Genomic DNA, 20,679 nt, shown 5'->3' with positions numbered 1-20,679 from the left:
GGATGGGATTGCGCAGCTTCTTTGACAGCATCGAGCCGCACTTTGAAAAGGGCGGCAAATACGAGAAACTCTTCCCCGTCTACGAGATGGTGGAGAGCTTTCTCTACACACCAAAAACCGTCACCACCGCGGCACCGCATGCGCGTTCATATGTCGATATGAAGCGGATCATGACCTACGTGGTGATCGCCACCATCCCCTGCATCCTGTGGGGCATGTGGAACACCGGCTACCAGACCAATTCCGCGATTGCGGCGCTGGGGGCGGATGCCGCCACCGGCTGGCGCATCGCCATTCTGAACACGCTGGGCATCTCGCTGGACGCAGCGAACCCGATGGCGAACATCGCCCACGGGTTCCTGTATTTCCTGCCGATCTATGTCGTGACACTGGTGGCAGGCGGCATCTTTGAGGTGATCTTTGCCACCGTGCGCGGCCATGAGGTGAACGAGGGCTTCCTTGTGACCTCGATGCTGTACACGCTGATCATGCCCGCCTCGGCGCCGCTGTGGCAGGTGGCACTGGGGATCATCTTTGGCGTGGTCATCGGCAAGGAAGTCTTTGGCGGCACTGGCAAAAACTTCTTGAATCCGGCGCTGACGGGCCGTGCGTTCCTGTATTTTGCCTATCCCGCCAACATGTCGGGTGACAGTGTCTGGACCCCGGTTGACGGCTATTCCGGCGCCACCGCGCTGGGTGTTTCCGCAGCGGATGGTTTTCAGGCGCTGGCCGCCAAGGGGATCGAGTGGTCGGACGCGTTTTATGGCACCATCCAGGGCAGCTTTGGCGAGACCTCGACGCTGGCCTGTGCCATTGGCCTCGTGTTCCTGCTGGCCACCAAGATCGCCAACTGGCGCCTGATCGCGGGCTGCCTCGGTGGTATGATCGCGTTTTCGATGCTGCTGAACCTGATCGGGTCCGACACCAACCCGATGTTCGCAATGCCCTGGTATTGGCATCTGGTGCTGGGCGGCTATGCCTTTGGCCTGGTGTTCATGGTGACAGAGCCGGTGTCGGCGTCCCACACCAACCTTGGCCGCTACATCTATGGCGCGCTGATCGGGGTGATGGTGGTGCTGATCCGGGTGCTGAACCCGGCCTTCCCCGAAGGCATGATGCTGGCAATCCTGTTCGGCAACGTCTTTGCACCGCTGATCGACCATTTTGTGGTGCAGGCAAACATCAAACGGAGGGCGCGCCGCCATGGCTGATTCCCAAAGCAAGGGCCTGATTGGCCGTTTCCTTGCCGCATCGCCGGATTCGGTGGGCAAGACCGTCGTGATCGCGGTGGGTGTCTGCCTGCTGGCCTCGATGATCGTGTCCGCTGCTGCCGTCTCCCTGCGCCCGGTGCAGGAGATCAACCGCAAGCGCGACAAGCAGCTGAACGTGTTGCAGGTGGCCGGGCTGTATCGGCCCGATCAGGACGTGGCCGAAGCCTTTGAGGCGTTTGAACCGCGGGTGCTGGATCTTTCGACCGGTACGTTCACCGACCAGTTCGACGCCGCAACCTTTGACGGTCTGGCCGCGGCACAGGACCCTGAGCTGGGCCGCGAACTGGAGAACGACCCGGCAGGCATCGGCCGCCAGTCGCGCTACAAGACCGTGTACCTGCTGCGCGAGGAAAACGGTGACCTGGACAAGGTGATCCTGCCGATCCACGGCTATGGCCTGTGGTCGACCCTCTACGGCTTCATCGCGCTGGAGGAAAACGGCAACGACATCTATGGCCTGCAGTTCTACCAGCACGGCGAGACGCCGGGCCTGGGTGCCGAGGTGGACAACCCGCGCTGGAAGGCGTTGTGGCCGGGCAAGAAGGTGCGGGGCGAAACCGGGGCGCTGAAAATCAGCGTGGCCAAGACCCAAGGGCCGGCCGGGCCGGAGCATCACATTGATGCGCTGGCCGGTGCGACGCTGACCTCTGTCGGTGTGGACAACCTGGTGAAATTCTGGATGGGCGAAGAAGGTTACGGCCCGTTCCTGGACGCCCTGCAAGCGGGAGAGCTCTGATATGGCGCAGACCAAGAAAGACATGCTGGTCGACCCGCTGGTCGACAACAACCCGATCACGCTTCAGGTGCTGGGCATCTGTTCGGCGCTGGCGGTGACATCGTCCTTGCAGGTGGCGTTTGTGATGACCCTGGCGGTGACCTTCGTGACCGCGTTCTCGTCGATGTTCATCTCGATCCTGCGCAACCAGATTCCGGGGTCGATCCGGATCATTGTGCAGATGGTCATCATCGCGTCGCTGGTGATCCTGGTGGACCAGGTGCTGAAGGCCTATGCCTTTGAGATTTCAAAAACCCTGTCGGTCTTCGTCGGCCTGATCATCACCAACTGCATCGTGATGGGCCGCGCCGAGGCATTCGCGATGAAGAACCCGCCAGTGGCGTCCTTCATCGACGGCGTCGGCAACGGCCTGGGCTACGGCTTGATCCTGATGCTGGTGGGCTTCGTCCGCGAGCTGTTCGGCGCGGGGTCGCTGTTTGGCTTCACCATCCTGGAAACCGTGAACAATGGTGGCTGGTATGTGCCCAACGGCATGCTGCTGCTGCCGCCCTCGGCGTTCTTTATCATCGGTCTGATCATCTGGGGCTTCCGCACCTGGAAACCGGCCCAGGTTGAAGAGCGTGAATTCAAAATCCAATCCGTGGAGGCGCACTGATGGAGGGGCTTATTTCCCTGGCCGTCAAGGCCATCTTTGTTGAAAACCTGGCGCTGTCCTTCTTTCTGGGCATGTGTACCTTCATCGCGGTGTCGAAAAAGATCTCGACCGCGCTGGGGCTGGGTATCTCTGTCATGCTGGTGCAGGCGATCACGGTTCCGGCCAACAACCTGCTGCTGACCTACCTGTTGAAACCCGGCGCGCTGGCCTGGGCGGGCTTTCCCGATGTGGATCTGACCTTCCTTGGTCTGATCTCCTATATCGGGGTGATCGCGGCCATGGTGCAGATCCTGGAGATGATCCTGGATAAGTATTTCCCGCCGCTTTACAACGCCTTGGGCATCTTCTTGCCGCTGATTACCGTGAACTGCGCGATCCTGGGTGGCTCGCTGTTCATGGTGGAACGCGACTACAACTTTGCCGAGGCGGCGACCTATGGTCTGTCCTCCGGCTTTGGCTGGGCGCTGGCGATCACCGCCATGGCCGGCGTGCGCGAGAAGCTGAAATACTCCGACGTGCCGGACGGGCTTCAGGGTCTGGGCATCACCTTTATTACCGCAGGTCTGATGGCGCTGGCTTTCATGTCCTTCAGCGGCGTCAAACTGTAAGGGAGCGCGGAACTTATGGAAACTTTCACGCTCGGCGTTGTCCTGTTCACGGTGATCGTGCTGGGGCTGGTGGCCATCATTCTGGCCGCCCGGTCCCGCCTGGTCTCGACCGGCAACGTCAACATCACCATCAACGGTGAGAAAACCATCTCTGTGCCTGCGGGCGGCAAGCTGTTGCAGACGCTGGCGGCAGAGAAACTGTTCGTGCCCTCCGCCTGCGGCGGCGGTGGCACCTGCGCGCAGTGCAAGGTGCGTGTGCATTCTGGGGGTGGCTCTATCCTGCCGACCGAAGAAAGCCACATCACCAAGCGCGAAGCCGCCTGCGGGGATCGCCTGTCCTGTCAGGTGGCGGTCAAGCAGGACATGGAGGTCGAAGTCCCCGAGGAAGTCTTCGGCGTCAAGAAATGGCGCTGCAAGGTGCGCTCCAACGACAACGTCGCGACCTTCATCAAGGCGCTGGTGCTGGAGCTGCCCGAGGGCGAGGACGTCAACTTCCGCGCCGGTGGCTACATCCAGATCGAAGCGCCCGCGCACCAGCTGTCCTACACCGATTTCGACGTGCAGGAGGAGTACCGTGAGGACTGGGACCGGTTTAACCTGTGGCAGTACAAATCCGTCGTGGACGAGCCGCTGGAGCGTGCCTATTCGATGGCGAACTACCCGGACGAAAAGGGCATCATCATGCTCAACGTCCGCGTCGCCTCGCCGCCGCCGGGCAGCACCGATATTCCGGCCGGCAAGATGTCGTCGTATATCTTCAACCTGAAACCGGGCGACGAGGTCACCATTTCCGGACCCTTCGGCGAGTTCTTCGCCCGCGACACGCAAAAGGAAATGGTCTTTATCGGCGGTGGTGCCGGCATGGCACCGATGCGCAGCCACATCTTCGACCAGCTGAAGCGGCTGGAGAACCGTGACCGCAAGATCAGCTTCTGGTACGGCGCGCGCTCGAAGAAGGAGATGTTCTTTGTCGAGGACTTCGACAAGCTGGCCGAGGAGTTCGACAACTTCGAATGGCACGTGGCGCTGTCCGATGCCCAGCCCGAGGACGACTGGAAAGGCTACACCGGCTTCATCCACAACGTTCTGTATGAGGAATACCTCAAGAACCACCCGGCGCCGGAAGACTGCGAATTCTACATGTGTGGTCCGCCGATCATGAACCAATCGGTGATCAACATGTTGCTGGAACTGGGTGTCGACCGCGAAGACATCATGCTGGACGATTTCGGCGGCTAAGCTCCCGAAAAACCAGAAAACCCCGGATGGCATCATCCGGGGTTTTTGCGTCTTGGTGGCGGAGGGTCGGGGGTGGTCAGTTGTCTCGGTGGGGGGAGAGCAGGCGCAGCAGCATTTGCCGCTGATGATCCTGACCGCCAAAAAAGACCGCCAGGACGCGCAGCAACTGTTCGTCTTCGACAAGGTCAAAACAAAAAATTGCGCGCCCCTTGGTCACAGCGCGCAGGCCCGCGCCCAGCTCGGGGCGCAGAGTGCCCTGAAAGGGGGCCTTGGTGAGATCCCGCATCGCGGTTTCAATCCACAGGATGCGGTTCGAGGCGCGGTCAAAGGCGGTTTGCGGATCTTCGCCGAAGCCGAGCGCAGCCTCAAAGAGGAAATCGAAGATGGCATCCAGATCCCGGGCGACATCAGCCGCCGCAACGACCCTATAGGCCATGCTGCGCTTTCTTGCGGGCCAGCATGGCGCGGGTGCTGTGGCGCATCTCCTGCGTATCGGAGAAGGTGCCGTCGCGGCGTTCTTTCAGAAGGGCGCGCAGGGCTTCGGTCTCTGCGGCGCGGGCCTCGGTCTCGGCCCGGAGCAGCTCGAGCCCCTGCTGCATCACCGCGCTGACACTGGCAAAGCGGCCCTGGGCCACCAGGTCGCGGGCAAAGGCGTCCTGGGATTCGCTGAGGGAAATGGAGGCTTTGACACTCATGGGGCATTCTCCGGACAGGTGGCCTGTGCTGAATGTATGCTACTGAGTAGTATTTTTCAACCAAAGCCATGTGTCGGCCACCCGCGCAGAGGTTGCCAGAAATGCGATTTGTCCGGCGCCCGCCGGGGGCGCCGGAACGGAATGCCAAGGCGCCGCGGGGGTCAGCCGACGATCATCTGCTTCATGCGCAGGGCTTCATACTCCAGCTCCTGCAACCGATAGTTCACCACGTCACCGATGGTGATCATCCCGCGCAGATGGCCGTCATCCATCACCGGCATGTGACGGAAGCGACCGGTGTTCATCACCTTGGCCACATCGATCAACAGATCTTCCGGCGCACAGGTCTTGACCTCCTGGGTCATCAGGTCGGCGACTTTCTGCGGCAGGGTCTGGCCCGGCGTCTCGGCCATGCGCCGCACGATGTCGCGCTCGGACAGGATGCCCTGCAACTGGCCATTCTGATCGGTGACCAGAAGCGCGCCGATGTGTTTGTCGCGCAGCACCTCCACGGCGTGGCCAACCGTGTCGCCGGGGCGAATGGAAAATACCGCATCGCCTTTCTTCTCCAGCAGCTTGGCCACGGTGGATTGATCATGTGACAGTGCCGTGTCGGCGGTCTGGCTGTAGGTGTGCTTGTCTTCCTTGTCGCCACGGGTCGGCGGCTGATAAGAGAACGGTGCCATAATGGGTCTCCTCCTGGTCTGTGTCAGGTCTCCCGCTCATCTTAACGCGGGATTGGAAACCTGAAAGGGTTGAAATTTCGCGAGCGCTAACAACGGCAGGAAAACAACATGTTCGATAGGCTTTACCTGACGCCGGTGACCGGGGCGCTGCTGGTGTTCGTGGTGGTGGTCTGCGGCCATATGTACCGCAAGACCTGGAAGGAGCAGCCGCCCAATGCGCGGCTGCGGGCCTGGCTGTTCGGGGTGCCGGCTGCGCTGGGACTGCTGGCGCTGGCTTTTGTGCCGCTGAAGTTCTGAAGCACTGCCGCGGCCGGGTTTGACTCTGCCACGGGTCGCGGGCATACGTGCGCCAGCTTTTTGTTGCGGAGGCTTTCCACATGCCGAGATGGTTCCTGTTTGCCCTGATCCTGCTGGTGCCGGGATGCTGGTTTGCCAGCGATCCCGAGGAGCTGCGCCTGTCGGGCGAGACCATGGGCACGACCTACAATGTGACCGCGATCGGCACCGATCTGGACGGCGAAGCGCTGGCGGCGGCGATCGAGGACACGCTGGCGGCGGTCAACGCCAAGATGTCGAACTGGGATCCCAACTCCGAGGTCTCGACCTTCTCCGCCGCGGACAGCACCGCGCCGGTCGCGATCTCGGCGGAGTTTGCCCATGTGGTGGCCGCGGCCAATGACGTGCATGAAAAGAGCGGCGGCAAGTTTGATGTCACCCTGGGTCCGCTGATTGAGCTGTGGGGCTTTGGCCCGCGCAAACCGGAGGATCCGTTGCCATCGGATGACGCGATCACGGCGGCGTTGCAGGAGGTCGGCCAGGCGCGCCTGCTGACGCTGGACAGCGCGGGTGGCACCCTGGCCAAATCCGCGCCCGACGTTGGCATCAACCTGTCGGCCATCGCCAAGGGCTATGGCGTCGATGCGGTGGCCGAGACTTTGCAGGGCTTTGAGATCGAGAGCTACATGGTCGAGATCGGCGGTGATCTGGTGACCAAGGGGCAGAACCTCGCGGGCGAGCCCTGGCGCATCGGCATCGAGAAACCCGACGCCGCAGCGCAGACCGTGCAGCTGGTGGTGCCGGTGAGCAATCTGGGTCTGGCGACGTCCGGGGATTACCGCAACTACTTTGAACATGAGGGGCGTCGCTATTCCCATATCCTCGATCCGGTGTCGGGCCGGCCGGTGACCCATGCCACCACCTCTGTGACGGTGCTGGCCGAAAACGCCATGCTGGCTGATGCCTGGGCCACCGCGATGCTGGTGTTGGGCCGCGAGGCGGGGCTGGCCGTGGCGGAGGCGCATAAACTTGCCGTGTATTTCATCGATCGGGATGTGACGGCGGGCGAGGATGCCTATATCACCGCCACCAGCAGCGCCTTTGACGCGCTGAACGCCAACTGATCCACCGCGCGGGAGCCGTATCATGAGCACTTTTCTTCTGGCCTTCATCCTGCTGCTGATCATCACCCTAGGCATGTCGCTGGGGGTGATCCTGATGGGCAAGAAGATCAAGGGTAGCTGTGGCGGGCTGAACGCGATTTCCGGCGCGGACAAATGCGTGGTCTGCGCCAAGGACATCGACCCCGACAGCCCGCTGCGCGACAAGCTGCAATGCAAGCGTGCGCGGCAGATGGTCGAACGGATGGAACAGCCGCAGGGCTGACCGCCGCGGCCGGATCCGCGCCAGCGTACACGACACATTGCAAAAGGCCCGCCCGCGAGGGGCGGGCCGTGTGGTTTCTACCGTCTATTTCTTGGCGACCTTGACCACGGCGCTGCCCGGATCCTGATCCGCGGCCCAACCCTGGCCCAGCGAGATTTGCAGCCCGGCCCAGGTCAGCGCCAGATCGCGGCGTGCGGCAATCAGGTTCAGCTCATTGGTGCGCAGGGCCTCCTCGGTCGAGAGCAGGTCAAACAGGGTGATTTCGCTCGCACGGAAGGTTTCGCGCGCGAGGCTGGCCACCTTGGTGCCCAGATTGACCGCACGGGTTTGGGCCGCGACGCTTTGGCGGGCGGATCTGAGCGCGCTTTGTTGGGCCTGCACCTCCTCCACCGCGGCGCGGATGGCGGCGCGGTAATCATATTCCGTTGCCTTGGCCTCTGCGATGGCGCGCTGGCGCAGGCTGCGCAACACCGGGCGGTTGAACAGCGGCAGGGTCAGGACCGGACCGATGGTATAAAGATTATCCAGCCCACGGCTGGCCTGCACCTGCCCGGTCACTTCCAACGAGGGATAAAGCTCAGCCTCGCTGACGCCGATGGCGGCAGTGGCGCTGCGCAGCTGTGCCTCGGCCAGCAGCACATCGGGGCGATTGCGCAGCAGGGCGGCTGGCACGCCCAGTTCCGGCTGGCTGGCCGGGTAGGGCTGGCCATAGCGGCCTTGCATCATCTGAAAGACCTCTGCCGCGTCCCGGTCCAGCAGCGTGGCCAATGCATAGACCGATGCCTCATAGTTGGCGACAAACCCGGGCAGGTCGGCCTTGGCGCTGGCAACCTGCAGCTTGGTGCGCTCCACATCCAGCGCCAGCACCGCCTGGGCCTCCTGCAGTTCCTGAACGGTGCCCAGGATCTGCTGGCGCAGGGCGATGGTCTTGCGGGTCACATCGGCGCCGCGCTGGAAATAGCGGGCCTGGATATAGGTGCGGGTGATGGCGTCGATGATCGCCAGCCGCGTGGTGGCCATCTGGTAGAACTGTGCGTCGCGATCTGCCACCGCGCGTTCCGAGCGACGTTGGAAACCACCGAACAGATCGAACACATAGGTGGCGTCAATCGTGGCCTGGTCTAGGTTGCTGGAGCCGTTCTGCGACTCCCGCCGCGAGAAAATCGAGCTGGCTTCCAGACCGCCATCGACCTGCTGCACCCGGCCGCTGCCGCGGCGGGTGGCCTCGGCCGCCTTCAGTCGCTCCCGTGCGGCCTGAAGGCTGAGGTTCTGGGCCAACCCGGCGCTGACCAACCGGTTCAGCGTGGCATCGTTCAGCCCCTGCCACCAAGGGGCGCTGGCCGCCTGTACGGTGTCCGTGCCGCGGCTTTGGTAATAGCTGGCAGGCACCGCCACGTCGGGACGCTGATAGTCGCGCCCGACAACAGTACAGCTGCACAGAACGGTTCCGGCCAGCAATACGGAACGCACCGCCCAAGAAGATCTGCTCATGACTTGCCTCTCGTCGCCCGCTTTTGATGCGGACTTTGAGCCAGCCTAGACCGATTTTTATGCGCGGCGGTAACCAAACCGGTCGCCAGCGGGGTGTTTGTCGCGCAGTGATGCACGTCGCCCACAGGCAGAATGCGGGGGTGGCTCAGGCGGCGAGCTCCTTCATCACCGCCAGGAAGGCCGCAACCTCGCCCAGCGTGTTGTAGTGACACAGGGAAACCCGCACACAGGCGTCGAGGCCCAAGGGCGTCAGGATATTGCCCGAATAATGATCCGCCTTGCGCAGATGGGTGCGGATGCCTGCTGCGTTCAGGCGCTTCACCACCTCTGCCGAGGCCAGGCTGTTCAATGCAAAGCAGACCAACCCCTCACGCGCGGGGTTGTCGGCGCCGCCCAGGATGGTGAGGCCCGGCAGCTCTGCCAGGCCGGGCAGGTTGCCGGTGCCGTGGATCATCGCATCGGTCAGTGTCTTTTCGTGGGCATGGATCGCCGCCCCCGCGGCGCGGAAGCGGTCGCGCCGATCGGTGCTGCTGCTGACCGCGCCGCCCAGCCAGTCCAGGTACTCGGCCACATCCGACAGGGTTGCATAGCTGCCGCTGTCGCGGGTCCCCATTTCCCAGGTGTCCGCGGGCCCGCCAATCAGCGCATCATGCGGCAGGCGCGTCATCCGGTCGGAGATCCAGGCAAGGCCAAAGCCATGACGCGAAAACATCTTGTAAGGCGAGATCACGTAGCCATCTGCGCCGTAAGCCGCCAGGTCGATCTGCCCGTGGGCGGCATGCTGGATGCCGTCGATGATAATGAAACACTCCGGTGCCACCGCGCGGATGGCGGCGACGCAAGCGGCCACGTCCACCCCCATGCCGGTCACCGGCGAGGTGTGTACAATGGTCGCCACCGCCGTGTCGGGGGTGACAGCCTCGGCATAGGCCTGGGCGGTGATGGTGCCGCTGGCGTCGTCATGCGGGATCAGCACATGCTGCTGCCGCGCCACCCCGGCCCAGCGGGCGCAGGCGGCCCGCGTTGCCGGGTGCTCCAGCGTCGAACCCAGAACGATGGCCCCGGCGGGTGCGGCGAGGCAGGCGTTCATGATGAGGCGAAACAGCAGCTCGGTGCCGCTTTCGCCGGTAAAGAACTGCCCGCCCGGCGCGTTCATCAGCTCGCCCATGTCTGCACGCGCCTTGGCAATGGCGGCGACCTGCGCGTGGCTGCCGGGGTTGTCGCGGCCCTGGTTGTCGGGGATCGCCGCATAGCGGGCCGAGGTTTCAACCACCGATTTCAGGGTCAACGCACCGCCGGCATTTTCGAAAAAGACGCGCGCGCCCTGCTCAGGACAGCTGTCGACCTGGGCAAAACGGCTGCGGATCTGTTGCAGCAGCGGTTCGGTGATCTGGGTCATGGTGGCTCCGTGGGGTAGGGGACAGGGTCGCGCCAGCCTAGGGAGGATCCGGTCAGGGGCAATCCAAAAAATCCTGCGGGCCTGCGGCACCCGCCGATTTCCTTTTGTGTCCGGGGCGGGTAACACTTTGGCAGAACAGGCGTAAGCAAGAGGCACAGACAATGGACACCCCCACCGCCCCCAAAGCCGGAGCCATGCTGCATCTGCGCGGCAACACCCTGACCGAGGGCGACCCGGTGGCGCTGCCGTTGACGCAGAGTTCGATGTATCATCTGCCGGGCGACTGGCAGGGCGGACCCAGCTATGGCCGCGCCGACAATGCCACCTGGGAACATCTGGAGCACGTGCTGGCCTATCTGGAGGATGCGCCCACGCTGGCCTACCCCTCGGGCATGGCGGCGATCTCAGCCTCGCTGTTTGCCTGCGTAAAGGCAGGCTCTCGGATCCTGATCCCGTCGGACGGCTATTATGTCACCCGGCGGCTGAGCGAGCGGTTCCTGGCGCAGCTGGGCGTCGAGGTCGACCAGCGCCCCAGCGCGCAATTCGCCGAGGGCGGGTTTGCGGGCTATGACGTGGTCTTCGCCGAGACGCCGTCCAATCCCGGTCTTGACCTGTGCGACCTGCGCGCGATTTCGCAGGCTGTGCATGCAGCGGGGGGCGTGCTGATTGTCGACAACACCACCATGACCCCGCTGGGCCAGCGCCCGCTGGACCTGGGCGCGGATGTGGTCGTCGCCTCTGACACCAAGGCGCCGGGCGGCCATTCCGATGTGCTGATGGGCCATCTGTCCACCCGCAACGAGACGATCCTGACGGCTGCGCGCGAATGGCGCCAGTTCGGCGGTGGCATCCCCGGCCCGCAGGAGGCCTGGCTGGCGCATCGCGGTCTGGAAACGCTGGAGCTGCGGTTTGATCGTATGTGCAGCACCGCCGAAATGCTGGCCGAGCGGCTGGCAGCGCATCCCAAGGCCGGCACGGTGCGCTATCCCGGCCTGCCACAGGATCCGGCCCATGCACTGGCCAAGCGGCAGATGGCCCGCTTCGGCTTCCTTATTTCGCTGACGCTGGAGAGTGCCGAACAGGCGGATGCCTTCATCAACGGCTGCCCGCTGCTGCGCGCGGCGACGTCCTTTGGGGGTGTTCACAGCTCAGCCGAGCGGCGCGCGCGCTGGGGGGACGATGTGGCGCCGGGCTTCGTGCGACTGTCGGTCGGCACCGAACCGGCGGAGGAGCTTTGGAGTGCCATCGCCGACGCCTTGGACGCGCTGCCCGGCTGAGGCCAGACAGCGGTGACTGACCGCGCCAGCGCTGGGGCGGTTTTTCATCTGGCGGGGCCGTTGGGCGGCCCGGTTCGGTGCGGATCGGCCCGGGCTACAGGAAGAGTGTTTAGAATTGCGCGGTTTTGGGCCGTGATCTGCGGGGCAGGCGGTCAGTACGCTGGTGGTCCTGTTGCAGGGATCTCCAGGAATAGAGATTCCATCAGAACTCTGAGGGATTCCAGACGTCTACCGCAGCCAGCGCGGTGACCGTTGGGCGCGCCCGGCGCGGCGTCGCCGCCCCTTGGCGTGGCAGGCCACGGGCTGCAAACGGATTGGCGGCGGCGGTGACGGGATCAGCGGCAAATATACGGTACACGTTTTGTCAGGACATTGCTGTCTACGCTCCGACAATCCCGGATCCGATCCGGAGACCGCCTTGCAGGAGATTGCCCAGTATGTCCCGTTTGCCGCGCCTGACCAAGTTGCCGCTGAAGCTGAAACTGCCACTGATCATGGTGGCGCTGACCGGGGCATTTCTGGTGACCGTCTCGCTGCTGGTCTATTCGATGGCCGAGCGCAGCATCCGCGAAAACGCTTTTGCCGCGCAGGAGATCGAGGCAAAATCCGGCGCCCAGGCGCTGGGGTTCCTGATCCAGGCGGCGCGCTCGGATGTCTCCAGCCTCGCCGGGCAGCCGGCGGTGTTCCGGGCCATCAGCAACTTTGAACGGGTGATCGGCATGGTCGAGGAAGACGACCCCGTGGCCTATTTGAAGCAGACTTATGCCGCGGCAAACCCGCATCCCGCAGACCAGCGCGAAGAGCTGCTGGATGCTGGCGACGGCAGCTACTACAACCAATCGCATGTGACCTATCACCCGACCTTCCTGCAAAGCCTGCGGCTGAACGGGTATAAAGATCTCTACCTGATCAGCGCCAAGGGGCAGGTGGTCTATTCGGTCCGCAAGCAGGGTGATTTCATGACCGACATCCAGGACGCGCCGGACAGCGGCCTGGCGCAGGTCTATGCGTCGGCGCTGGAGGCGGAAGCCGGCACCGTGGTGACAGCGGATTTCGCCAGCTACGCCCATGGCAGCGACGGGGTTGCGGCCTTCATGGCCGCGCCAGTGTTTTCCAAGCGCAAGCAGGTGGTGGGTGTGATCGCGGTGCAGTTGGGCAGCGACGGCGTCGTCAATGCGTTGACCAGCAACCTGTCGGGGGGCAGCCATCAGAACATCTTTGTGGTCAGCAGCGATGGCCGCGCGCGGAGCCCGGCCTCCGTGTCCGGGCTGTTTCCCATTCTGGAGCCGCTGGCGCAGACACCGCAGGTGCAGGCGGCCATGGTCCGCGCGCAAGGCCAGATGGCGGCAGAGACGTCAAGCCTCGGCACGTCGGCGATTGCCATGGTGTTGCCGCTGCATCTGCCGGGGCTGGACTGGTCGCTGGTGCTGGAGACCGACGCCCGCACCGCCTTTGCCGCGGTGGAGCGGATTCGGCTGACTGCCGCAGCGCTGATCGGCGCGGCGCTGTTGGCGGCGATCGGGGTGTCCTGGCTTGCGGCGCGCAGTGTCACCCGGCCGGTGCATGCCCTGCGCGAAGCCACCAACGCATTGGCCGACAGCCAGTATGACACCGAAATCCGGGGCCGTGACCGCGGCGACGAGCTGGGTGACCTGGCCCGCAGCCTCGATACCTTTCGTGGCAAGCTGAAAGAGGCCGACGCCGCGGCGGCCCGAGAGGTCGAGGCGGCCCGCCACACGGCGGCGGTGGTCGAGGGGATGAGTGCGGCGCTGGCGGAATTGCAACGCGGTAATCTGGCCTGCGACATCGAGGTGCCGTTTGACGGCCAATATGAGACCCTGCGGGAGAATTTCAACCGCAGCCTTGAACGGTTGCGCAGTTCGCTGGGAGAGGTCGTGGGCGCGGCCCAGAATGTCGGGCGGTTCTCTGAAGAGCAGCGCGGCGCGGCCACCGAAATGGCCCACCGCACCGAAAGTCAGGCCGCGACGCTGGAGGAAACGGCAACAGCCATCCGGGATCTGACCGGCGGCATCCGGGCCACCGCGGAGCGGGCCGGGCGGATGGATGAAACCATGCGCGGCGCCCGCAGCGAGGCGGAGCAGAGCAGTGGGGTGGTGATCTCTGCCGTCGAGGCGATGGACCAGATCCAGGAGGCCTCAGCCCAGATTTCCAAGATCATCAACCTGATCGACGATGTGGCCTTCCAGACCAATCTGCTGGCCCTGAATGCCGGGGTGGAGGCGGCGCGCGCGGGCCCTGCGGGGGCGGGGTTCGCGGTGGTTGCCTCAGAGGTGCGGGCGCTGGCGCAAAGGGCCTCGAACGCGGCGGGGCAGATCAAGGCGCTGACCACCGCCAGCGAGGAATATGTCGCCAATGGTGTGTCGATGGTGGGCCGCGCGGGCGATGCGCTGAGCAGCATCATCGAACAGGTGTCGGACGTGTCCGGTCTGGTGAGCGAGATTGCCGAAGGGGTGCGCACCCAGTCACTGGGCCTGGAAAAGATCGACGGCGCCATGCACCAGCTGGACAACATGACCCAGCAGAACGCCGCCATGGCCGAAGAAGGCGCGGCCTCCAGCCAGCTGCTGCAAAACGAGGCGCACAGCCTCTCGGCGGTGGTCGGCCAGTTCGAGCTGGGCCAGTCGCAGGAGGCGGCGCAGGCGCGACCGGAGCCATTGCGCCGCATTGCCTAAGCGGCATGGAGAAGCGTCCGGGGCGGGCAAAGGCCGACGCCCCGGAGCAGGTGGTCAGGATGGGTGGGGCCCTGGCAGCCAGTGCAGCCCCTGCCTGCGCAACAGATGCTGCACCCGGCCGGGATAGTCCGTGCAGATCGCATCGACGCCCAGCTCGATCATGCGGGTGATGTCCGCAGTTTCATTTGCGGTCCAGACCACGGTGATCAACCCCAGTTCACGCGCACGGGCCAGTGCTTCGGCGGTGATGTCCAGATAGTAGGGGCACCAGAACTGGCCACCGGCGTCGGCCACCCTGTCTGGCAGCTCCAGCACGCTGAAGCCTGCGACCGGGTTCACCGCCTTGGAGGAATCCTCGCCCACGTCGTCGTCGTTGTCCGGCAGCTGCGTCAGGAAAGAGGCAGGCATCTCTGGCGCGATGCGCTGGCAATCGGCCAGCAGATCCCAATCAAAACTGTGCAGCACGGTGCGGTCCTGAACGTCGGCGCCGCGCACCTCGTCGACCACCGCCTGCACCAGGGCGCTGCGGGCAGCCTTGTCGGTCATCAGGTCGGGATCGGATTTGATCTCCAGCAACAGATGTACATGCCGATGCTGCGGCGCTTGCAGCAAGGTCAGCAGCTCCGACAATCGCGGGATTGGCGTTTGCGGCAGAAAAGCCTGATCCGGGAACCGCTGGCCATAGGCGCTGCGGCTGTCCAGCCCGCCCACGTCATAGGGCAGCAATTCTTCATGGCTGAGCCCGGAGACCTTGGGCGGGGTGCCTTGCAGCCAGTTGCCATTGCTGTCGCGCACCATCGAGGGCGTCAGGTGATGGTTATGGGTGATGACCACCACCCCGTCGCGGGTGGCGGTGACATCCAGCTCCAGCAGTTCGACTCCGGCTTGCAGCGCGAACTCAAACCCTGCGAGGGTGTTTTCCGGCAGCACCCCGCGGGCGCCGCGGTGGCCGACCAGGCGGATCACGCCGGGGCCGCCGGCAAAGGCGGAGAGTTGGGGATAGGTCATCAGCTGTCCAGCCGTTTGCCGCTGCTGGCGTCGAACAGGTGGCTGCGGTCAGGCTGCACTGCAAAGCGGCGCAGGCTGCCGGGCGCGTCGGTGGCATGGCCGGGCACGCTGGCGACCAGTGTGTGATCGGTGCCTTGCAGGCGCCCGTGCAGCAGCGTGTTGGCGCCCAGTTGTTCGAGCATGTCCACCTGAATGGCAATTGCGCCGGCTTCATCCGCCTCCAGGTGTTCCGGGCGGATGCCAAAGGTGGCGGCGCCGGTGTGCTGGCTGGCGACCGCTACCATCGCGCCACCGGGCAGGATGGCCTGGCCGTTCTGCACCTCTGTCGGCAGAAAGTTCATCGCCGGGCTGCCGATGAATCCCGCCACAAACACCGAAGCGGGGCGGTCATACAGTTCGATCGGAGTCCCGAACTGTTCGACATAGCCGCCGTTCAGCACCATCAGCCGGTCGCCCAGCGTCATCGCCTCGACCTGGTCGTGGGTCACATAGATCGAGGTTACCCCCAGCCGCTGTTGCAGTTTGCGGATCTCCAGCCGCATCTGCACGCGCAGTTTGGCATCCAGATTGGACAGCGGCTCGTCGAACAGGAACACCTGCGGGTCGCGCACGATGGCGCGGCCCATGGCAACCCGCTGGCGCTGGCCACCGGACAGTTGCCGCGGTTTGCGGTCAAGGTATTGCCTGATTTCAAGAATATCCGCCGCTTCCTCGACCCGGCGGTTGATCTCTTCCTTGGAGAGTTTGCGGATCTTGAGGCCATAGGCCATGTTTTCGCGCACCGACATATGCGGATAGAGCGCGTAGTTCTGGAACACCATGGCGATGTCGCGCGACGCGGGCTCCAGCTCGTTCACGCGTTTGCCGCCAATGGCGATCTCGCCCGAGGTCACCGTCTCCAGCCCCGCCACCATGCGCAGCAGGGTGGATTTGCCGCAGCCAGAGGGGCCGACGATGACGACGAATTCGCCATCCTTGATGTCGCCTTCGACGTGGTGCAGCACCTCGGTTGGCCCGTAGGATTTCACCAGATCTTTGAGTTGAATATCTGCCATTTCGGGGCGCCTTACTTATCGGTTTCCGTCAAGCCCTGCACAAAGAGCTTTTGCATTGCGATCACCACGAACACCGGCGGGATCATCGCCAGAAGGGCCGTGGCCATGATGATGTTCCACTGTGGGCTCTGCTCTGCCGCCTCCAGCATCTGCTTGATCGACATCACGATGGTGGTCATCGAGGTGTCGGTGGTGATCAACAGCGGCCAGAGGTACTGGTTCCAGCCGTAGATAAACAGGATCACGAACAGCGCCGCGATATTGGTACGCGACAGCGGCAGCAGGATGTCAAAGAAGAACCGAAGCGGCCCGGCCCCGTCTATGCGCGCGCTTTCCAGCAGTTCATCCGGCACCGTCAGGAACACCTGGCGGAACATGAACGTGGCGGTGGCCGAGGCGATCAGCGGGATCGACAGGCCCCAGTAGCTGTTCAGCATGCCCAGGTTTGCCACCACCTCGAAGGTGGGCAGGATGCGGACCTCCACCGGCAGCATCAGGGTGATGAAGATCATCCAGAAGAAGGTCATGCGGAAGGGGAACTTGAAATAGACGATGGCAAAGGCCGACAGCAGCGAAATCGCGATCTTGCCGGTGGAGATCATCAGCGCCATCGCCAGCGAGTTCAGCAGCATCAGCCAGACCGGCGCGGTTTCAGTGCCGCTGAGACCAGATCCGAACAGGGTCTGCTTGATGTTGGCGAGAAAATGATCGCCGGGCCAGATCGGCAGCGGCGCCTGGCTCATCCGCAGGGGTTCATGGGTGGCGGCGACAAAGGTGATCCATACCGGCAGCGCAATGGCGAAGACGCCAAGCACCAGCACCAGATGGGTGAGGAATGTCGCAAGGGGGCGGTTCTCGACCATCAGTATTCCACCTTTCTTTCAACAAAGCGGAACTGGACCACGGTCATCGCGATGACCAGCCCCATCAGCACCACCGACTGCGCCGCAGAGCCGCCGAGGTCGAGGCCGACAAAACCGTCGTTGAACACCTTGTAGACCAGGATGGTGGTCGAGGTGCCGGGGCCGCCCTGGGTCACCGCGTGGATGATGCCGAAGGTTTCAAAGAAGGCGTAGACCATGTTGATGACCAGCAGGAAAAACGTCGTGGGGGAGATCAGCGGAAAGATGATCGTCCAGAAGCGCCGCGCCGGGCCTGCGCCGTCGATGGCGGCGGCCTCGATCACCGAATTGGGAATCGACTGCATGGCGGCAAGATAGAACAGGAAATTGTAGGCCACCTGTTTCCAGGCGGCGGCCAGGATCACCAGCGCCATCGCCTGATTGCCATTGAGGTAGTGGTTCCAGGTGATGCCCGCCATTTCCAGGAAATAGGGGAAGATGCCCAAGGTGGGGTTGAACATGAACACCCAGAGCGCACCGGCCAGCACCGGGGCCACCGCATAGGGCCAGATCAGCATGGTGCGGTAGAACATCGCGCCGCGAACAACCCGCTGGGCAAAACCCGCAAGGATCAGCGCCGTGCCCATCGACAGGGCCGCCACCAGCAGCGAGAACACCGCGGTGCGCTGGAAGCTGGCCAGGTAGTGGCTGTCGCCCAGCAGCTGCTCGAAATTCTCGAACCAGACAAATTCGGTGCCGAGGCCAAAGGCGTCCTCGATCAGGAACGACTGGTACATCGCCTGGCTGGCAGGCCAGATGAAGAACACCAGCGTGATGAGGATCTGCGGCGCGACCAGCAGGTACGGCAGCAGCGAAGATGGGAAATGCACCCGTTTGAGCATGAAGCCCCCAATCAGAAAAACCCTGCCGCCCGGTGACAGGCGGCAGGGCAGGGTCAGTGAAATGGTTTACTTGGCGGAGCGCTCAAAGCGGCGCAGCAGCTCGTTGCCGCGTTCCACGGCGGCGTCCAGCGCTTCCTGTGCGGTCTTCTCGCCGCCCCACAGCGCTTCCAGCTCTTCGTTGATCACATCGCGGATCTGCACGAAGTTGCCATAGCGGATGCCGCGGCTGTTGGCGGTGGGGGTGTTCAGGCTCAGCTGCTTGATGGCGGTGTCGGTGCCGGGGTTCTTGTCATAGAAACCCTGTTCCTTGGACAGCTCATACGCGGCGGTGGTGATCGGAACATAGCCGGTCTCCTGGTGCCACCAGGCCTGCACTTCGGGGGAGGACAGGTACTTCAGGAACTCGGCGGTGCCTTTGTACTCTTCCTCGTCATGGCCAGCCAGAACCCACAGGGTGGCGCCGCCGATGATCGAGTTCTGCGGCGCGTCGGCGACATCGGTGTCGAGCGGCAGCATGGTCTGGCCAAACTCGAAATCGGCCTGATCGGAGATCGACCCGTAGTAGGCGGAGGAGTTCATCCACATGCCGCAGTCGCCGTTGGTGAACATCGGCAGGCTGTCGCCGCGGCGGCCGCCGTAGACGAACAGGCCGTCCTTGCCCATGGCAGCGATGTCATCCAGCCGCGCGGCCAGCTTGTCGTTGTTGAAGGTCAGCTCGGTGTCGAACCCGGCAAAGCCGTTTTCCTTGGTGCCGGTCGGCATGTTGTGCCAGGCCGAGAAGTTCTCGACCATCACCCAGGACTGCCAGCCAAAGGAGACGCCGCATTTCATGCCGTTGTCGACCAGCTTCTGCGCGGCGGTCTTGACCTCGTTCCAGGTGGTGGGCACTTCGGCGCCGGCCGCGTCCAGCGCGTCCTTGTTGTACCACATGACCGGGGTGGAGCTGTTGAAGGGCATCGACAGCAGCTCGCCCTCGGGGGTCTCGTAGTAGGACACAACCGCGGGCAGGTAGTCGTCGCCGTTGAACGGCACGCCGGCGTCGTTCATCAGCTGTTCAACCGGGTAGATGGCGCCCTTGGCGGCCATCATGGTGGCGGTGCCGACCTCAAAGACCTGCACGATCTCCGGGTGTTCCTTGGCGCGGAAGGCGGCGATGGCCGCGGTCATGGTCTCGGTATAGTTGCCCTTGTAGACGGGCACGACCTTGTACTCGTCCTGCGTGGCGTTGAAATCTTCGGCGATCTTGTTGACCCGCTCGCCGTTGGTGCCGCCCATGGCGTGCCACCACTGAATTTCGGTTTCTGCAAATGCGGTGCTGCCAGCAACGGCCAGAATGGCCGAGGCGCTGAGAATGGATTTGATGGACATGAGCTGTACTCCCAAAGTTGGCTCTGCGCCTAGGTTTTGTGCGAGTCAGCAAATAATTCAAGCAAAAGTTTTTTGACAAATTTCATAACACGATGTTATACAACGGCTGAAGAAACCCCCTCAAATGTGGCTAAGCCCTTGAAATTCAAACTCCGCCAGCTCGAGGCCTTTCAGGCCGTGGCCCGCACCGGATCGGTCACACGCGCTGCGGAATCCCTGGGGATTTCGCAGCCTGCGGCCAGCCGGCTGCTTTCCGATTTTTCAAAAACAGTGGCGGTGGATCTGTTCACCCGCAAGGACGGGATCCTGATTCCGACCTCCGAGGCGCGCTATCTTCTGTCCGAGGTGGGGCGGGTGTTCGACAGCCTGAACCACCTGGAGGAGCTCAACCGGGACTTGACCGAACGCACCGCCGGCCATCTGCGCATAGCCTGTCTGCCCGGATTTGCCACGGCCCTGTTGCCCAAGTTGCTGGCAGGGTTTCTGGAGCATCGCCCCGGCGTGCGGCTGACGCTGGAACCGGACCGGCCGGAGCGGATTCTGGAGTGGATCATTGGCGAACAATACGATTGCGGCATAACAGATGAGTTCGCCACACATCCGGCGGTGGAAAGCATCGACGTGCCGATTCTCACCGTTTGCGTCCTGCCGGAGGGCGATTCGCTGGCCAAACGCGCGGTCGTGACGCCGCTGGACCTCGCCGATCGCAAGCTGATTCACACCCGCCGCGACAGCCCGTTTTTCCGCAAACTGCTGCGCGTCTTCTCTGAAACCGGGGTGGAGATGAACAGCTGGATCGAGGTGCGCCAGTTTTCCACCGCCTGCATCATCGTCAGCCAGGGGCAGGGCGCCACGGTGGTCAGCGCGCTGGATGCAGAGCAGTACCGCGGCCAAGGCATTGCGATCGTGCCGTTTGAGCCGGAGATCAGCCACCGGCTGTCGATCCTGCGGCCGGTGTCGGGCAGCCGGTCGTTGCTGGCGCTGGATTTCCTGGATGCCTTTGCCGACAGTCTGAAACCGTTTCGCGCCACGTCCGAAGACCCGTCGGGGTAGGTCTGCCACTGTCTGCCACTGACTGGCGGTCCGCCGGGA

21 protein-coding genes are annotated in these 20,679 nt (G+C 63.6%); 11 read left to right on the top strand and 10 right to left on the bottom strand.

Annotation, left to right across the window (positions count from 1 at the left end):
* Positions 1-2: 2 nt before the first annotated feature.
* Genes AC0IPL_RS11410 through nqrF form a run of 5 tightly spaced genes read left to right on the top strand, consistent with a single transcriptional unit; the run spans position 3 to position 4,509 of the window.
* Complete coding sequence (locus tag AC0IPL_RS11410) at positions 3-1,211, top strand: NADH:ubiquinone reductase (Na(+)-transporting) subunit B (RefSeq protein WP_474274593.1); 1,209 nt, start codon at positions 3-5, stop codon at positions 1,209-1,211.
* The gene (locus AC0IPL_RS11405; protein WP_474274590.1) at positions 1,204-2,007 is read left to right on the top strand and encodes a Na(+)-translocating NADH-quinone reductase subunit C; all 804 of its coding nucleotides are present in this window, start codon (positions 1,204-1,206) and stop codon (positions 2,005-2,007) included. The genes AC0IPL_RS11410 and AC0IPL_RS11405 overlap by 8 nt, the downstream gene beginning before the upstream one ends.
* A 1-nt stretch (position 2,008) precedes the next feature.
* A complete protein-coding gene (locus AC0IPL_RS11400; RefSeq protein ID WP_474274589.1) occupies positions 2,009-2,662 on the top strand; it encodes an NADH:ubiquinone reductase (Na(+)-transporting) subunit D in 654 nt (217 codons plus the stop codon).
* Positions 2,662-3,270 carry an NADH:ubiquinone reductase (Na(+)-transporting) subunit E gene (gene nqrE, locus AC0IPL_RS11395; protein WP_024092714.1) on the top strand — a complete coding sequence of 203 codons (609 nt, stop codon included), beginning with the start codon at positions 2,662-2,664 and terminating at the stop codon, positions 3,268-3,270. Before AC0IPL_RS11400 ends, nqrE begins: the two co-directional genes overlap by 1 nt.
* Positions 3,271-3,285: 15 nt before the next feature.
* Entirely contained in the window at positions 3,286-4,509 is a 1,224-nt protein-coding gene (gene nqrF / locus AC0IPL_RS11390) for an NADH:ubiquinone reductase (Na(+)-transporting) subunit F (protein WP_474274587.1), read from the top strand.
* 76 nt (positions 4,510-4,585) lie between these two features.
* Here the strand turns inward: nqrF and AC0IPL_RS11385 are convergent, their stop codons facing one another.
* From AC0IPL_RS11385 to AC0IPL_RS11375, 3 genes are all read right to left on the bottom strand, one after another.
* Complete coding sequence (locus tag AC0IPL_RS11385) at positions 4,586-4,945, bottom strand: type II toxin-antitoxin system RelE/ParE family toxin (protein WP_474274585.1); 360 nt, start codon at positions 4,943-4,945, stop codon at positions 4,586-4,588.
* A complete protein-coding gene (locus AC0IPL_RS11380) occupies positions 4,935-5,204 on the bottom strand; it encodes a ribbon-helix-helix domain-containing protein (protein ID WP_474274583.1) in 270 nt (89 codons plus the stop codon). Before AC0IPL_RS11380 ends, AC0IPL_RS11385 begins: the two co-directional genes overlap by 11 nt.
* A gap of 161 nt (positions 5,205-5,365) precedes the next feature.
* On the bottom strand, positions 5,366-5,890 hold the full coding sequence (locus tag AC0IPL_RS11375; RefSeq protein WP_474274582.1) for a CBS domain-containing protein: 525 nt from the start codon (positions 5,888-5,890) through the stop codon (positions 5,366-5,368).
* Positions 5,891-5,998: 108 nt separating this feature from the next.
* On the opposite strand from AC0IPL_RS11375, the gene AC0IPL_RS11370 reads away from it, so the two are divergent.
* The 3 genes from AC0IPL_RS11370 to nqrM all read left to right on the top strand — a co-directional run bounded on the left by AC0IPL_RS11370 (position 5,999) and on the right by nqrM (position 7,552).
* Positions 5,999-6,187 (top strand): hypothetical protein, encoded by a 189-nt coding sequence (locus AC0IPL_RS11370; protein WP_474274581.1) that lies wholly within the window; start codon positions 5,999-6,001, stop codon positions 6,185-6,187.
* Positions 6,188-6,267: 80 nt separating this feature from the next.
* Positions 6,268-7,290 (top strand): FAD:protein FMN transferase, encoded by a 1,023-nt coding sequence (locus tag AC0IPL_RS11365; protein WP_474274579.1) that lies wholly within the window; start codon positions 6,268-6,270, stop codon positions 7,288-7,290.
* A gap of 22 nt (positions 7,291-7,312) precedes the next feature.
* Positions 7,313-7,552: a (Na+)-NQR maturation NqrM gene (nqrM, locus tag AC0IPL_RS11360; RefSeq protein WP_474274577.1), complete on the top strand. Its 240-nt coding sequence runs from the start codon at positions 7,313-7,315 to the stop codon at positions 7,550-7,552.
* Between the two features lie 84 nt (positions 7,553-7,636).
* On the opposite strand, the gene AC0IPL_RS11355 is transcribed toward nqrM, so the two are convergent.
* Positions 7,637-9,043, bottom strand: coding sequence for an efflux transporter outer membrane subunit (locus AC0IPL_RS11355; protein WP_474274576.1), 1,407 nt, complete (start codon positions 9,041-9,043; stop codon positions 7,637-7,639).
* A gap of 145 nt (positions 9,044-9,188) precedes the next feature.
* A complete protein-coding gene (locus tag AC0IPL_RS11350; RefSeq protein WP_474274574.1) occupies positions 9,189-10,442 on the bottom strand; it encodes an aminotransferase class V-fold PLP-dependent enzyme in 1,254 nt (417 codons plus the stop codon).
* A gap of 161 nt (positions 10,443-10,603) precedes the next feature.
* Here AC0IPL_RS11350 and AC0IPL_RS11345 point away from each other — a divergent pair, with 161 nt between their 5' ends.
* Both AC0IPL_RS11345 and AC0IPL_RS11340 read left to right on the top strand, forming a co-directional pair.
* Complete coding sequence (locus AC0IPL_RS11345; RefSeq protein WP_474274572.1) at positions 10,604-11,719, top strand: cystathionine gamma-lyase; 1,116 nt, start codon at positions 10,604-10,606, stop codon at positions 11,717-11,719.
* Between the two features lie 437 nt (positions 11,720-12,156).
* Complete coding sequence (locus AC0IPL_RS11340) at positions 12,157-14,412, top strand: methyl-accepting chemotaxis protein (RefSeq protein ID WP_474274570.1); 2,256 nt, start codon at positions 12,157-12,159, stop codon at positions 14,410-14,412.
* Between the two features lie 54 nt (positions 14,413-14,466).
* Here the strand turns inward: AC0IPL_RS11340 and AC0IPL_RS11335 are convergent, their stop codons facing one another.
* From AC0IPL_RS11335 to ugpB, 5 genes are all read right to left on the bottom strand, one after another.
* On the bottom strand, positions 14,467-15,420 hold the full coding sequence (locus AC0IPL_RS11335) for a glycerophosphodiester phosphodiesterase family protein (RefSeq protein WP_474274568.1): 954 nt from the start codon (positions 15,418-15,420) through the stop codon (positions 14,467-14,469).
* The gene (locus tag AC0IPL_RS11330) at positions 15,420-16,475 is read right to left on the bottom strand and encodes a sn-glycerol-3-phosphate import ATP-binding protein UgpC (protein WP_474274566.1); all 1,056 of its coding nucleotides are present in this window, start codon (positions 16,473-16,475) and stop codon (positions 15,420-15,422) included. Before AC0IPL_RS11330 ends, AC0IPL_RS11335 begins: the two co-directional genes overlap by 1 nt.
* A gap of 11 nt (positions 16,476-16,486) precedes the next feature.
* The gene (ugpE, locus tag AC0IPL_RS11325) at positions 16,487-17,338 is read right to left on the bottom strand and encodes a sn-glycerol-3-phosphate ABC transporter permease UgpE (protein ID WP_474274564.1); all 852 of its coding nucleotides are present in this window, start codon (positions 17,336-17,338) and stop codon (positions 16,487-16,489) included.
* Positions 17,338-18,219: a sn-glycerol-3-phosphate ABC transporter permease UgpA gene (gene ugpA, locus AC0IPL_RS11320; protein ID WP_474274562.1), complete on the bottom strand. Its 882-nt coding sequence runs from the start codon at positions 18,217-18,219 to the stop codon at positions 17,338-17,340. The genes ugpE and ugpA overlap by 1 nt, the downstream gene beginning before the upstream one ends.
* A 66-nt stretch (positions 18,220-18,285) precedes the next feature.
* Complete coding sequence (gene ugpB, locus AC0IPL_RS11315) at positions 18,286-19,587, bottom strand: sn-glycerol-3-phosphate ABC transporter substrate-binding protein UgpB (protein ID WP_474274560.1); 1,302 nt, start codon at positions 19,585-19,587, stop codon at positions 18,286-18,288.
* Positions 19,588-19,725: 138 nt separating this feature from the next.
* On the opposite strand from ugpB, the gene AC0IPL_RS11310 reads away from it, so the two are divergent.
* On the top strand, positions 19,726-20,640 hold the full coding sequence (locus AC0IPL_RS11310) for a LysR substrate-binding domain-containing protein (RefSeq protein WP_474274558.1): 915 nt from the start codon (positions 19,726-19,728) through the stop codon (positions 20,638-20,640).
* Positions 20,641-20,679 lie beyond the last annotated feature (39 nt).

It is taken from the genome of Leisingera sp. SA32 (genome assembly GCF_056033425.1).
Note: the sequence above shows the minus strand (reverse complement) of the source record. Positions and strands in the feature narration are given on the sequence as shown.

Bases quoted from the DNA above. Each gene is read 5' to 3' on its own strand.
- AC0IPL_RS11335 (WP_474274568.1), bottom strand. From the start codon at position 15,420: ATGACCTATCCCCAACTCTCCGCCTTTGCCGGCGGCCCCGGCGTGATC.
- AC0IPL_RS11330 (WP_474274566.1), bottom strand. From the start codon at position 16,475: ATGGCAGATATTCAACTCAAAGATCTGGTGAAATCCTACGGGCCAACC.
- AC0IPL_RS11355 (WP_474274576.1), bottom strand. From the start codon at position 9,043: ATGAGCAGATCTTCTTGGGCGGTGCGTTCCGTATTGCTGGCCGGAACC.
- nqrF (WP_474274587.1), top strand. From the start codon at position 3,286: ATGGAAACTTTCACGCTCGGCGTTGTCCTGTTCACGGTGATCGTGCTG.
- AC0IPL_RS11370 (WP_474274581.1), top strand. From the start codon at position 5,999: ATGTTCGATAGGCTTTACCTGACGCCGGTGACCGGGGCGCTGCTGGTG.
- AC0IPL_RS11410 (WP_474274593.1), top strand. From the start codon at position 3: ATGGGATTGCGCAGCTTCTTTGACAGCATCGAGCCGCACTTTGAAAAG.
- ugpE (WP_474274564.1), bottom strand. From the start codon at position 17,338: ATGGTCGAGAACCGCCCCCTTGCGACATTCCTCACCCATCTGGTGCTG.
- AC0IPL_RS11345 (WP_474274572.1), top strand. From the start codon at position 10,604: ATGGACACCCCCACCGCCCCCAAAGCCGGAGCCATGCTGCATCTGCGC.
- AC0IPL_RS11400 (WP_474274589.1), top strand. From the start codon at position 2,009: ATGGCGCAGACCAAGAAAGACATGCTGGTCGACCCGCTGGTCGACAAC.
- AC0IPL_RS11365 (WP_474274579.1), top strand. From the start codon at position 6,268: ATGCCGAGATGGTTCCTGTTTGCCCTGATCCTGCTGGTGCCGGGATGC.
- AC0IPL_RS11380 (WP_474274583.1), bottom strand. From the start codon at position 5,204: ATGAGTGTCAAAGCCTCCATTTCCCTCAGCGAATCCCAGGACGCCTTT.
- AC0IPL_RS11405 (WP_474274590.1), top strand. From the start codon at position 1,204: ATGGCTGATTCCCAAAGCAAGGGCCTGATTGGCCGTTTCCTTGCCGCA.
- ugpA (WP_474274562.1), bottom strand. From the start codon at position 18,219: ATGCTCAAACGGGTGCATTTCCCATCTTCGCTGCTGCCGTACCTGCTG.
- nqrE (WP_024092714.1), top strand. From the start codon at position 2,662: ATGGAGGGGCTTATTTCCCTGGCCGTCAAGGCCATCTTTGTTGAAAAC.
- AC0IPL_RS11385 (WP_474274585.1), bottom strand. From the start codon at position 4,945: ATGGCCTATAGGGTCGTTGCGGCGGCTGATGTCGCCCGGGATCTGGAT.
- AC0IPL_RS11340 (WP_474274570.1), top strand. From the start codon at position 12,157: ATGTCCCGTTTGCCGCGCCTGACCAAGTTGCCGCTGAAGCTGAAACTG.
- ugpB (WP_474274560.1), bottom strand. From the start codon at position 19,587: ATGTCCATCAAATCCATTCTCAGCGCCTCGGCCATTCTGGCCGTTGCT.
- nqrM (WP_474274577.1), top strand. From the start codon at position 7,313: ATGAGCACTTTTCTTCTGGCCTTCATCCTGCTGCTGATCATCACCCTA.
- AC0IPL_RS11350 (WP_474274574.1), bottom strand. From the start codon at position 10,442: ATGACCCAGATCACCGAACCGCTGCTGCAACAGATCCGCAGCCGTTTT.
- AC0IPL_RS11375 (WP_474274582.1), bottom strand. From the start codon at position 5,890: ATGGCACCGTTCTCTTATCAGCCGCCGACCCGTGGCGACAAGGAAGAC.